Source organism: Rhizobacter sp. P2_D12 (genome assembly GCF_056404395.1).
The window spans coordinates 1-12,075 of record NZ_JBFUEB010000145.1 but is presented as its reverse complement, the minus strand read 5'-3'; the positions used below and the strand labels follow the sequence as shown (position 1 = coordinate 12,075).

Sequence of the window (12,075 nt, the reverse complement as noted above, 5' to 3'; positions counted from 1 at the left end):
GCGGCTGCCGCGCCCCGGCCCATCGCTCTGCGCGTCCAGCGTGCCGCCGTGCAGCGTCGCCAGGCTGCGCGCGATCGCCAGGCCCAGGCCGAGGCCGCCGTGCGGCCGGTTCAGCGCCTGCCGCTTGCCCTGCACGAAGGGCTCGAACACCACCGCCAGCTCGTCCGACGACATGCCGATGCCCTCGTCGGCGACCACCAGCAGCGCATCGCCGCCGTCGGCGCGCGCCTCGAGCAGCACATGGCCGCCGACCTCGGTGAACTTGGTCGCGTTGGTCAGCAGGTTGGAGACGACCTGGCCCAGCCGCACCGCATCGCCGTCCAGCGGCAGCGGCTCCTCGACCCGCACCTCCAGGCGCTGGCGCTTCTGCTCGAACAGCGGGCCGACGGTCTCGACCGCCTGGCCGATCACCCCGCCCAGGTCGAGCGGCGCGCGCTGCAGCTCGACGCGCCCGCGCGTGATGCGCGCCACGTCGAGCAGGTCGTCGACCAGCCGCACCATGTGGCGCACCTGGCGCTCGATGATGCCGCGCTCCTTCACGGCGGCGTCCTTCCAGTGCATGCGCATCAGGTGCAGCGCGGTCAGGATCGGCGCCAGCGGGTTGCGCAGCTCGTGGCCCAGCATCGCGAGGAACTCGTCCTTCGCGCGGCTCGCGTCCTCGGCCTGCTGGCGCGCCGTCAACTGGTCGGTCACCTCGTAGCAGACGACGGCGATCCTGCCGGGCACGTCGGCCCCGGGTTCGGTCAGCGGCTGGTAGACGAAGTCGAAGAAGCGCGTACCCAGCACCGCGTCCTTCGGGTCGGCCAGCCGCACCTCGAAGGCCTTGGCGAAATACGGCTCGCCGCTGCGCAGCACCTCGTCCATCAGCTCCTTCACGCCCTGGCCGTGCAGCTCGGGCATGGCCTGCAGCAGCGGCAGGCCGAGCAGCGGCCGATCGCCGATCAGGCGCCGGTAGTCGTCGTTCGCGTAGCTGAAGACGTGCTGCGGCCCATCGAGCAGCGCGACCGCCACCGGCGCGTTGTCGAACAGCTCGACCAGCCGGCGGTTCGCGGCATCCTTGATCGCATGCATCTGCTCGCGCACCAGCAGCACCTCGACGCGGGCCGMCAGCTCGCGCGCCGAGAACGGCTTGACCACGTAGTCGTCCGCGCCCTTGGCCAGGCCCTCCAGCCGCGCCTCCTCGCCGGCATGGGCCGACAGCAGGATCACCGGCAGCGTGCGCAGCGCCGCGTCGGCGCGGATGCGCTCCAGCAGGCCGTAGCCATCGAGCTGCGGCATCATGATGTCGGTCACGACGACGTCGGGACGCTGGCGCGCGATGGCCTCCAGGGCCTGCAGCCCGTCACCCGCCGTTTGCACGCGCCAGCGCGCGCCCAGCACGTTGCCGACGTAGCCGCGCATGTCGGCGTTGTCGTCGACCACCAGGATCGTCGCGGCGGGCGCACCGCCCGTCTCCACCGGGTGCAGCGGCGGCGGTGGCGCAGGCTCGACGCGCAGGCCGTCGTCGATGAAGGCGTCCAGCGCCACCGCGGCGACGGCGCCCGGCGCCGGCGCGCCGACGCGGTGCGCCGGCAGGTGCGCGGCTCCCAGCGGAACCACCACCTCGAAACTGCTGCCGCGCCCCGGTTCGCTGCGCACCGTGACGTTGCCGCCGTGCAGCTTCACCAGCTCCTTCACCAGCGCCAGGCCGATGCCGGTGCCTTCGTGCGAGCGCGAGCGCGCGCCGGCCACGCGGTGGAAGCGGTCGAACACGTGGGCCAGCGCCTGCGCATCCATGCCGATGCCGGTGTCGCGCACGCTCAGCACCGCGTCGCCGCCGCGGATCTGCAGCGACACCGCGATCTCGCCGTCGAAGGTGAACTTGAACGCGTTCGACAGCAGGTTCAGGACCACCTTCTCCCACATGTCGACGTCGACGTACACCGGGCTCGCCAGCGGCGCGCAGTCGACCGTGAAGCGCAGCCCGGCGTATTCGATCGCCGAGCGGAAGGCCGACGCGAAATCGCGCGTCAGCGCCGCCAGGTCGGTGGGCTGGAAGCTGGCCTCGACACGGCCGGCCTCGATGCGCGAGAACTCGAGCAGCGAGTTGACCAGCTTGCGCAGCCGCTCGCCATTGCGCAGCGCCAGGCGCATCGATTCCTGCAGCGCGTCCGGCAGCGCCGGGTGGCGCAGCGCATCCTGCAGCGGCCCGAGCATCAGCGTCAGCGGCGTGCGCAGCTCGTGGCTGACGTTGCTGAAGAACACGTTCTTCGCGCGGTCGAGCTCGGCCAGCGCCTCGGCCTTCTGGCGCTCTTCCATGCGCGCGCGCGTCTCGCCCAGCCGCGACGCCACCTGCGAGGCCACCAGCGACAGGAAGCTGCGGTAGGCGTCGTCGAGCCGGCGCCGCGGGCTGATGCCGACCACCAGCACGCCGACGTTCGGTGTCTGGCCGGCCACCGCCAGCGGCAGCACGCAGGCCAGCTGCACCGGCTCGCTCCAGGCGCCGCGGATCGGGCCGAAGTGCTGCGCGATGTTCTCGGCCAGCTGCGGCTGGCCGGTGCTCTCGGCCTGCCCGACCGGCAGCGGCAGCGTCGCATCGTGGGCCAGCCGCAGCGGCAGCGCATCGGGCGGCACGTTGGCCGTCTGCGTGACGCGCACCAGCTCGTCCTGGCCCTGAGCGAGGTAGAGCGCGGCGAACGGCAGGTCCTGCGGGCCGTTGCCGAGCGTCGCGACCAGTTGCCCCGCCGCGGCGTCCAGCGACGGCAGCTCGCGCAACGACAGCGCCGCCAGCTCGCGCAGCAGGCGCAACCGGCGCTCGCCGATCGCGCGCTCGGTGTCCTCGACCACCACGCACAGCATGCCGGCCACGCGGTCCTCGTCGTCGTAGACCGGGCTGTACGAGAAGGTGTGGAAGGTCTCCTCGGGATAGCCGCTGCGCTCCAGGAACAGCTGCAGCCCCTCGTCCCAGGTGGCGGTGCCGGTGCTCAGCACTTGGCCGATGCGCGGGCCGATGTCGTGCCAGATCTCGGCCCACACCACGTCGGCGCGCGCGCCGAGCACCCAGTCGCGCTTCAGGCCGACGGTGGGCAGGTAGGCGTCGTTGCAGAAGAAGGTGCCCTCGCTGCCCCAGGCCATCCACATCGCGAAGCGCGAATCGAGCATCACGCGCACGATGGTCTTCAGGCTCTGCGGCCAGTCGGCCGGCGCGCCGAGCGGCGTGCGGCCCCAGTCGAAGGCGCGCATGCGCGCGCCCATCTCACCACCGCCWTCGAGGAACCTCAGGGGAGCATCTGCCATCGGCAAATGCTAACGGTTCAGGCGCTGCGCAGCCACGCCTCGCGCACGGCCTGCACGGTGTCCGCGCCGGCCGGCCGCATCGGCGCGCGCAGGCCCGGGCCGATGCGGCCCAGTTCGGCCAGCCGCGCCTTCAAGGGCGCAGGGTTGGGCTCGGCGAACAGGCTCGCGACCAGCGGCGCGAGTGCGTGGTGCAGCTGCCGTGCCCTGGCGAGGTCGCCCGCCTGCAGCGCGTCGAACATCGCGGCGAAATGCTGCGGGTGCAGGTGCGCGCTGGCGGCGATCGCCCCCTGCCCGCCCTGGCACAGCGTCGTGAAGATGTGGTGGTCTTCGCCGGCCAGCACCGCGAGCCGGCCGTCGGCGATCAGCGCCTGCGTCTTGCGCGCGTCGCCGCCGCAGTCCTTGAGGCCGCGCACGCCGGGAATCGTGGCCAGCGTGCGCAGGGTCTCGAGGCTGATCTCGACGCCGGTGCGGTAGGGGATGTCGTAGACCACGACGGCATGCGGCGCCGCGGCCGAAGCCACCTCGCGGAAGAAATCGACGATGCCGGCCTGCGACGGCCGCACGTAGTTCGGCGCCGGCACCAGGAAGCCTGCCACCGGCTGTTCGCCGAAGCGCCGGCACTGCGCGGCAACCTCGCGCGGCGCGATGCCGCTGACGCCCATCAGCACCGGCCGGCCGCCGGCGGCTGCCAGGATCGTCTGCAGCACGGCGGCTTGTTCGTCGTCGCCGAGCATCGCTGCCTCGCCGGTGGTGCCGCACGCGACGAAGCCGTGGATGCCGGCCTGTGCCAGCTCGCCGACCAGCGCGCCGAGACGCACGTGGTCGACGGCCCCGTCGGCCGCGAACGGTGTGATCACCGGAACCCAGATGCCAGAAAACGCCTGCATGAACTCATCCCTCGATGGCGAGACCGATGAAGAACCGTCGAGGCGAATGAGTGCCGGGTGGGAAGCCGTGCCGTCGCTCGTCTGCGAACGGCACAGCCGCTCCGGTCAGACGAGCTGCTGTTTGGATTGTTTGAGCGCGCGGGCGGCCCGGTCCGGCACAGGGCCGGGGGTCGGGACGCGGGGGCGAAGGCTCATGCACCGAGTGTAGCCGGGGCGCCGTAGACCGCATCGCGCACGTCGGTCGTGAAGCGCCACGGCCTGCTGCCGGATGCAGCGCAGCTGCCGGCGGCGTGGCGGGCCCAATCGGTGCAGGCCCGGCTCAAGGTGGCGGCCCATCTGCCGATGTCACACAGGCGTACAGCCCCCGCGACCGTGAAGATTCCCATCCAGGCCCTCGTCCTTGCCACACTGGCCGCCATCGGCACGCTGCTCGCCTGCGTGCAGATGGTGCCGCTGGCCGCGCTCGCGGTGCTGCTCGGCGCGGTGGTGGCCGTACAGACGCTGCTGATGTGGCGCGCCGGCCGTTTCGAGACCGAGGCCGAGCTTCGGCGCTGCTCGGAGCAGCGCCTGCGCGCGATCGCCGACAACATGCCGGCGCGCATCTCGCAGTTCGACCGCCAGCAGCGCGTGCTGTTCGCCAACCGCTATTGCGGCCGGGTCTACGGCTGCACGCCCGAGTCGCTGGTCGGCAAGACCGTGCTGGAGGTGCGCGGCGCGGCCGCCCACGCCAGGGTGCAGCCCTTCATCGAGCGCGCGCTGGCGGGCGAGCACGTGCGGCACGAGCATGCGCTGCAGGTCGACGGCGTGCTGCGCCACTACCAGCAGGATTTCACGCCCGACCTGGCCGCCGACGGCAGCGTGCAGGGCWTCTGCTCGATCGCGTTCGACGTCACCGAGCGCCGCCAGGCCGAGCTGGCGCTGGCCTCGAGCGAGAAGCGGCTGCGCGACATCGCCGACAACCTGCCGGTGCTGATCTCGTACATCGATGCCGAGTGGCGGCTGCAGTTCGTCAACGCGACGGTGCAGCGCTGGCTGGGCGTCTCGCCGGCGCAGGTCACCGGCCGGCTGCTGGCCGAGGTGCTGGGAGACGAGGCCATGCGCGAACGGCGGCCGTACGTGCTGCGGGCGATGGCCGGCGAGACAGTGTCCTTCGAGTCGACGCTGCCGCAGGAGGCGGCGCAGGACCACGTGGCGCGCGAACTGCACATCACCTACCTGCCCGACGTGGCGGCCGACGGCACGGTGGCCGGCGTCTATGCGCTGTGCAGCGACGTGACGCCGATGAAGCAGGTGGAGCGGCGGCTGGACCAGCTGTCGCGCGTCGACCCGCTGACCGGGCTGCCGAACCGCCGCGAGCTCGAAGACCAGCTGCAGGCCGCGATGGCGCGCTGCCGCCGCCTCGACCGGACGATGGCCCTGCTCTTCCTCGACGTCGACAACTTCAAGTGCATCAACGACAGCCTCGGGCACGCCGCGGGCGACGAGGTGCTGAAAGGCTTCGCGCAACGCCTGTGCGGCGCGGTGCGCGAGACCGACACGGTGGCCCGCCTGGCCGGCGACGAGTTCGTCGTGATCCTGGAGGCCTTGAGCGCCCCCGCCGAGGCCGAGTCGGTCGCGCAGAAGATCCTCGATGCGGTGCAGGTGCCGATGCGGCTGGGCGGCTGCACGCACCACGTGTCCACCAGCCTGGGCATCACGCTCTACGACGGCGATGCGCGCACGCCCGCGCTGCTGCTGGCGCAGGCCGATGCCGCGCTGTATGCGGCCAAGACGGCCGGCCGAAACACCTGGCGGATGGCGACCACGTAGCCCGGATGCCAATCCGGGGTTCGTCCGACACTTCCCGGATTGGCATCCGGGCTACGAGATCTGCACGTTTTCCACCAGGAAATCCAGCAAGGCCCGCACCCGCGTCGGCAGCGGCCCGCCCTGGCCGAGGAACACCGCGTGCACCTCCTCGACGTCGCCGGGGTTGAAGTCTTCCAGCACCGCCTGCAGGCGCCCGGCCGCGAGGTCGTCCTTCACCTGGAAGGCCGCGAGCCGCGCCAGCCCCAGCCCCGCCACCGCCAGCCGCCGCAGCGACTCGCCGTCGCTCACCTGCGCGTTGCCGTTGTTGGCGACATGGCTCAGCTGCCCGTCCTGCTTCAGCGGCCAGCCCTCGGTCGCCCGCGCATAGTTGAAGCCGAGGCGGTTGTGCGAGGCCAGTTCGTCCGGCGTGCGCGGCGTGCCGCGCCGCGCCAGGTAGTCGGGCGAGCCGACGATCAGCTTGCGCGTCTCGCCCAGCTTGCGCGCCAGCAGCCGCGAGCTCTTCAGCGGGCCGGCGCGCACCGCGACGTCGGTGCGCCGCTCCAGCAGGTCGATCACCTCGTCGGTCAGCACGATGTCCAGCGTGACCTCGGGGTGCAGCGCGAGGAACTGCGGCACCAGCGGCAGCAGGAAATGCTCGCCGAACGGCACGTTGACGTTCAGGCTGACCCGCCCGCGCGGCACGTCGTGCGTGGCCGCGCAGCGCTCGGCCTCGTCCAGGTCGGCCAGCACGCGCAGCGCGCGCTCGTAGAACACGCAGCCCTCGGACGTCAGCTGCACCTGCCGCGTCGAGCGGTTGACCAGCCGCACGCCGAGCCGCGACTCCAGCCGCCCGACCAGCTTGCTGACGGCCGACGGCGTCATCTGGAAGGCCCGCGCCGCCGCGGAGAACCCGCCCAGCTCGATGACCCGCACGAACACCTCCATCTCGCCGGAGCGGTTCAAATCCAGGCGTGCCATGCCGTTCCTCTTTGTTGACCCGGGTTCACAAGTGTTTTTCCGCCCGCCAGTCTAGTACCAACCGGCGTTTGAACTCACCATTCGTTCCTCGGAAGCAACTGAATTCACAAGCATGAAGAACACCAAACTGGCGCTGTATGCGCTGACCGTCGGGGCCTTCGGCATCGGCGTGACCGAGTTCGTGATCATGGGATTGCTGCTCGACGTGGGCACCGACCTGGGCGTCTCGGTGTCGACCAGCGGGCTGCTGATCTCCGGCTATGCGCTGGGCGTCGTCGTCGGCGCGCCGCTGCTGACGGCGCTGACGCAGCGCTGGCCGCGCAAGACGCTGCTGCTGGCGCTGATGGCGATCTTCACGCTCGGCAACCTGGCCTGTGCGCTGGCTCCGACCTATGAGCTGCTGATGGCCGCGCGGGTGCTGACGGCGCTGGCGCACGGCACCTTCTTCGGCGTCGGCTCGGTGGTGGCGACCGGCCTGGTGCCGCCGCAGCAGCGCGCATCGGCGATCGCGATCATGTTCACCGGGCTGACCGTCGCCAACATCCTGGGCGTGCCCTTCGGCACCTGGCTGGGCCAGCACTTCGGCTGGCGCGCGACCTTCTGGGCCGTCAGCGCGGTTGGCGTGCTGGCGTTCGCGGTGCTGGCGCTGTTCGTGCCCTCGCAGGCCGGGCAACAGGCGCCGAGCTCGCTGCGCGCCGACCTGGATGCGCTGCTGCGCCGCCCGGTGCTCCTGGGCTTCGCGACCACGGTGCTCGGCTTTGCCGGGCTGTTCGCGCTGTTCACCTACATCGCGCCCTTGCTGACGCAGATCTCGGGCTTCGGCGCCGCGGCGGTGTCGCCGATCCTGCTGGTGTTCGGTGCGGGCTTGGTGGCCGGCAACCTGGCCGGCGGCAAGCTGGCCGACCGGCACCTGGCGCGCACCGTGCTGGGCTCGCTGGCCGTGCTGGCGGTCGTGCTCGCGCTGACGGGCTGGGCGCTGCACAGCCGGGTGGCCGCGGTGCTGTTCGTCGGCCTGCTGGGCGCGGCCTCGTTCGCGACCGTCGCGCCGCTGCAGATGTGGGTGCTGAGCAAGGCGCAGGGTGCCGGGCAGAGCCTGGCCTCGAGTTTCAACATCGCGGCCTTCAACCTGGGCAACGCGCTGGGCGCATGGCTGGGTGGCGTGGTGATCGCCGACGGGCCCGGCCTCGGCTCGCTGGCGTGGGTGGCGGCCCTGCTGCCGCTCGCCGGCCTGGGCCTTGCCGCACTGGCAATCGGGCTCGACCGCCAGCCCGCCCGACTCGCCGCTGCCAACGCCTGACCGGAGAACCGCCATGACGACGCACAGCGCCCTGCGGCGCGGCCTGGCCGCGACCGTGTTCGCCTTCTCGACCGCCGCGGCGCTGCCGGTGCAGGCCGGCAGCTGGCTCAACAGCTGGACCGCGAGCCCGCAGGCGAGCTGGGGCGAGGAGTTCGCGTTGCCGACCAACATACCGGCGCTGCTGGACAACCAGACCGTGCGCCAGGTCGTGCGGCTGAGCCTGGGCGGGCGCCGCGTGCGCATCCAGCTGTCGAACGAGTACGGCACGCAGCCGCTGGTCATCGGCGCGGCGCAGGTCGCGCCGGCCGCCACGCCGGGCCGCGGCCGTGCGATCACGTTCAACGGCCGGCCGGACGTCGTCGTGCCGCCGGGCACGCCTGTGCTCAGCGACCCGGTCGACCTGGCGGTCGCGCCGCTCGGGCAACTGGCGGTGAGCCTGTACCTGCCGCAGCCGACGCCGACGCGCACCTTCCACTGGGATGGGCGGCAGGCGGCCTTCCTGGCACCCGGCAACCAGGTGGCGGCCGAGCGCCTGCCGGCCACCGAAGGGCTGAGCGCGCGGATGTTCCTGAGCGCCATCGCCGTCGAGGCCGATGCGCCGCGCGGCAGCGTGGTCGTGATCGGCGATTCGATCACCGACGGCAACGGCGCGACGCTGGACGCCGACACCCGTTGGCCCGACTTCCTGGCGGCGCGGCTGGCACCGCGAGGCATCGCGGTGCTGAACGCCGGCATCTCGGGCGGCCGGTTGCTGTCGGACGGCATGGGCCGCAGCGCCCTCGCCCGCTTCGACCGCGACGTGCTGGCGCAGCCGCAGCTGCGCAGCGCGATCGTGCTGATCGGCATCAACGACATCAGCTGGCCGGGCACGGCCTTCGATCCGCAGCGCGCGCCGCCCGATGCGGCCGCGCTGATCGCCGGCTACCGCCAGCTGATCGCGCGGGCGCACCTGCGTGGCGTGCGGCTGGTCGGCGCAACATTGACGCCATTCGAGGGCGCGCTGGCCGGCACGCCGCTGGCCGACTATTTCCAACCGCACAAGGAGCGCTTGCGCCAGCAGGTCAACGCGTGGATCCGCAGCAGCGGCGAGTTCGATGCGGTGCTCGACTTCGATGCGCTGCTGCGCGACCCGGCGCAGCCGCAGCGGATGCAGGCGGTGTTCGACTCCGGCGACCACCTGCACCCGGGCGACCGCGGCCACCGCGCGATGGCCGACGCGGTGCCTCTGGACACGCTGCGCTAGATCGTCAGTCCTCGCGACCGAGGTCGCGCACGCTTTGCCGCAGCACCGCCAGCTGCCCCTGCACGTTGCGGCACATGCGGCACACCAGCAGGTGGCTGGCCAGCTTTCTGTCGTCGTCCGGCGGCAGCGGCCCGTCCTGCAGCGCGCTCAACAGATGCGACGCCGCCCGGCAATCGATGTCGTCAGCTTCGCTCATGCCGCCCCCTCGAACCAGCGCTGCTGCAGGCACTCGCGCAGCTGCATGCGTGCGCGGTACAGCATCACGCTGCAGTTGTTGCTGGTGACCTGCAGCTCGCCGCAGATGGTGTCGATCTCCTGCTCCAGCCATTCGCGCATCATGAAGATGCGCGCCAGCCGGGGCGGCAGATTGTCGATGCACAGCTGCAGCACGTCGAAGAACTGGCTCTGCTCCAGCGCCCGCTCCGGGTGCTGCCACGGCTGCGGCGCGTCGCGCCAGTGCCCGTCGGCCAGGAACAGCGCATCGAGCGCATCGTCGACGCTCTGCTCGGCCAGCGGCTCGACGTGGATCTCGCGCCCGCGGCGGCGCAGCACGTCGATGATCTTGAATTTCAGGATGCCGGTGGCATAGGTCTTCAGCGAGCTGCGGCCCTCGAAGCGCTCCGGCGTTTCGAGGATCGCCAGCAACGTCTCCGACACCACGTCCTCGGCCAGGCTGTCGTGGCGCAGCTGCAGTTGGGCGAAGCGCAGCAGCGGCTGGCGCAGGCTTCCAAGTTCGATGGCGAGGTCCATGGGCCGCGACTGTAGCGCGAGCGCAGCTCCGGAAAGCAGCGTCGCACCGGCGAGCCGTCCGGACGGCACACCCCACCGTTCCCCATGAGCATCCCCGGCACGCAAGCGAACCCGACGGACGCAAACAACCCCGCTCGCCCTGAGCCTGTCGAAGGATCGGGCGGGCGCAACACCCGGATCGGGCTGGCGCAACACCCCGTTCGCACTGGCGCAACACCCCGTTCGGGCTGAGCTTGTCGAAGCCCTGGTTCCGCGCGAGCAGCCCTTCGACAGGCTCAGGGCGAACGGGTTTCTCCGCCTTGTCCGGCCTCGGCCAAGCGCACGTGAGCCCAGTACGCTGCCGTCATCGTGTTGTTCGCTCCCATCAGATCCGTGAAGAATTCTGCGGGATGCGGTCATGCGAACCATGAGGGTTTTCGCGTCCTCTCCGTGGAGGATGGGTCGCGTGCCGGGGCCCCTCGCGCGCCGCCACCAGGCCTTCGACAGGCTCAGTCCGAACGGAGTGTTGCGCAGCCCGACCCTTCGACAAGCTCAGTCCGAACGGGGTGTTGCGCCAGCCCGACCCTTCGACAGGCTCAGGGCGAACGGTTTCTTCGCCGCCTTGGCCTGCTCAGAACACGACGCCTGCGTACAGCAACAAGTTGGCGTAGGGCGTGAACTCGCCGCTGCGCACGATCGCGCGCGCCGCGGCGCTGCGCTGCTTCAGGTCGGCATGCGGCAGGCGCTCGAGCGGCACGCCTTCCAGGCGGCCATGCATGTCCGCGACGAACTCCGGGCTGTGCGACGACGCCTCGTTGGCCAGTGCCACCCGCTCCACCTGCATCTCGGCCAGCAGCGTGTCCAGCACCTGCATGAACGACGGCACACCCCGCGTCAGCGCCAGGTCGATGCAGCGCGTGCCCGGCGGCACCGGCAGCCCGGCATCGGCGATCACCACCAGGTCGCCATGGCCCAGGCTCGCGACCAGCTGCGACAGCTCGGCATGCAGCAATGGTGTCTTCTTCATGGCGCCGGCAGGTCGCGTGCGAACGGCATCGCGTCCAGCGTGCCGTGCCGCGCCACGCTGAAGGCCGCCGCACGCTGCGCATGCGCGATCGCCGCGTGCAACGCGATGCCCGCGCAGCGCGCCGCGGCAAAGGCACCGATGAAGGTGTCGCCTGCACCCGTCGTGTCGACCGCCTTCGCCTTCTGCGCCGGAAGGTGATGGTTGTCGCGGCCGTCGGCACACTGCACGCCATCCGCGCCCAGCGTCACCAGCACCGTGCGCGGCCCCAGCGCCCGCAGCCGCTCGGCCGCCTGCGCCGGTGGCACGGCCTCGCCCAGCAGCAAGGCCGCCTCGCTCTCGTTCGGCACCAGCACGTCGACCTGCGCCAGCAGCGCGGCCGGCAGCCGCTGCGCCGGCGCCGGGTTCAGCAGCACCGGCACGCCGGCCGCATGTGCCAGCCCGATGGCATGCGCCACCGCCGCCAGCGGCGATTCGAGCTGGCACACCAGCAGCGCCGCGCCGCGGATCAGCGCCGCCGCCGCATCGACACGCGCGACGTCCAGCACCGCATTCGCCCCGGCCGCCAGCGCGATGCTGTTCTGTCCCGCCGCGTCGACCAGGATCATCGCGACGCCGGTCGGCTGCGCCACCTCGTCGAGGTGCGTCACATCCAGCCCTTCGGCCGCCAGCCGCCGGCGCGCTTCTTGTCCATGCCCATCGGCCCCGACGCAACCGATGAAGCTGACCGCGCCGCCCAGCCGCGCCGCGGCCACCGCCTGGTTGGCGCCCTTGCCGCCCGCCAGCACCTGGAAATCACGCCCCTGCACCGTCTCGCCGGGGCCCGGCAGGCGCTCGCAGCGCAGCACCAGGT

Annotated in this window: 10 protein-coding genes; 3 read left to right on the top strand and 7 right to left on the bottom strand. The window is 71.8% G+C overall.

Annotated elements, in window-relative coordinates:
* On the bottom strand, window positions 1-3,276 hold a 3,276-nt coding region (locus AC1DYN_RS29200), incomplete at its 3' end, for an ATP-binding protein (protein WP_477965711.1).
* Between the two features lie 17 nt (window positions 3,277-3,293).
* Window positions 3,294-4,163, bottom strand: coding sequence for a 4-hydroxy-tetrahydrodipicolinate synthase (gene dapA, locus AC1DYN_RS29195; protein ID WP_477965709.1), 870 nt, complete (start codon window positions 4,161-4,163; stop codon window positions 3,294-3,296).
* Window positions 4,164-4,535: 372 nt separating this feature from the next.
* Between dapA and AC1DYN_RS29190 the strand changes: the two genes are divergently transcribed.
* On the top strand, window positions 4,536-5,972 hold the full coding sequence (locus AC1DYN_RS29190; protein WP_477965707.1) for a diguanylate cyclase domain-containing protein: 1,437 nt from the start codon (window positions 4,536-4,538) through the stop codon (window positions 5,970-5,972).
* Window positions 5,973-6,023: 51 nt separating this feature from the next.
* Here the strand turns inward: AC1DYN_RS29190 and AC1DYN_RS29185 are convergent, their stop codons facing one another.
* Window positions 6,024-6,929: a LysR family transcriptional regulator gene (locus tag AC1DYN_RS29185; protein ID WP_477965705.1), complete on the bottom strand. Its 906-nt coding sequence runs from the start codon at window positions 6,927-6,929 to the stop codon at window positions 6,024-6,026.
* A gap of 112 nt (window positions 6,930-7,041) precedes the next feature.
* Between AC1DYN_RS29185 and AC1DYN_RS29180 the strand changes: the two genes are divergently transcribed.
* Window positions 7,042-8,226 carry an MFS transporter gene (locus AC1DYN_RS29180; RefSeq protein WP_477965703.1) on the top strand — a complete coding sequence of 395 codons (1,185 nt, stop codon included), beginning with the start codon at window positions 7,042-7,044 and terminating at the stop codon, window positions 8,224-8,226.
* Window positions 8,227-8,239: 13 nt separating this feature from the next.
* Window positions 8,240-9,469: an SGNH/GDSL hydrolase family protein gene (locus AC1DYN_RS29175; protein ID WP_477965701.1), complete on the top strand. Its 1,230-nt coding sequence runs from the start codon at window positions 8,240-8,242 to the stop codon at window positions 9,467-9,469.
* Between the two features lie 4 nt (window positions 9,470-9,473).
* Here AC1DYN_RS29175 and AC1DYN_RS29170 read toward each other — a convergent pair whose 3' ends face one another.
* From AC1DYN_RS29170 to rbsK, 4 genes are all read right to left on the bottom strand, one after another.
* Window positions 9,474-9,665, bottom strand: coding sequence for a zf-HC2 domain-containing protein (locus AC1DYN_RS29170; protein ID WP_477965699.1), 192 nt, complete (start codon window positions 9,663-9,665; stop codon window positions 9,474-9,476).
* Window positions 9,662-10,219, bottom strand: coding sequence for a sigma-70 family RNA polymerase sigma factor (locus AC1DYN_RS29165; RefSeq protein WP_477965697.1), 558 nt, complete (start codon window positions 10,217-10,219; stop codon window positions 9,662-9,664). The genes AC1DYN_RS29170 and AC1DYN_RS29165 overlap by 4 nt, the downstream gene beginning before the upstream one ends.
* Window positions 10,220-10,829: 610 nt before the next feature.
* Window positions 10,830-11,225 (bottom strand): D-ribose pyranase, encoded by a 396-nt coding sequence (gene rbsD / locus AC1DYN_RS29160; RefSeq protein WP_477965695.1) that lies wholly within the window; start codon window positions 11,223-11,225, stop codon window positions 10,830-10,832.
* Entirely contained in the window at window positions 11,222-12,073 is an 852-nt protein-coding gene (gene rbsK, locus AC1DYN_RS29155; RefSeq protein ID WP_477965693.1) for a ribokinase, read from the bottom strand. The genes rbsD and rbsK overlap by 4 nt, the downstream gene beginning before the upstream one ends.
* Window positions 12,074-12,075: the final 2 nt, after the last annotated feature.

What these genes read in the sequence shown, in the direction of transcription:
- dapA (WP_477965709.1), bottom strand. Translation starts at nt 4,163, where the DNA reads ATGCAGGCGTTTTCTGGCATCTGGGTTCCGGTGATCACACCGTTCGCG.
- AC1DYN_RS29185 (WP_477965705.1), bottom strand. Translation starts at nt 6,929, where the DNA reads ATGGCACGCCTGGATTTGAACCGCTCCGGCGAGATGGAGGTGTTCGTG.
- AC1DYN_RS29180 (WP_477965703.1), top strand. Translation starts at nt 7,042, where the DNA reads ATGAAGAACACCAAACTGGCGCTGTATGCGCTGACCGTCGGGGCCTTC.
- AC1DYN_RS29175 (WP_477965701.1), top strand. Translation starts at nt 8,240, where the DNA reads ATGACGACGCACAGCGCCCTGCGGCGCGGCCTGGCCGCGACCGTGTTC.
- AC1DYN_RS29170 (WP_477965699.1), bottom strand. Translation starts at nt 9,665, where the DNA reads ATGAGCGAAGCTGACGACATCGATTGCCGGGCGGCGTCGCATCTGTTG.
- AC1DYN_RS29165 (WP_477965697.1), bottom strand. Translation starts at nt 10,219, where the DNA reads ATGGACCTCGCCATCGAACTTGGAAGCCTGCGCCAGCCGCTGCTGCGC.
- rbsD (WP_477965695.1), bottom strand. Translation starts at nt 11,225, where the DNA reads ATGAAGAAGACACCATTGCTGCATGCCGAGCTGTCGCAGCTGGTCGCG.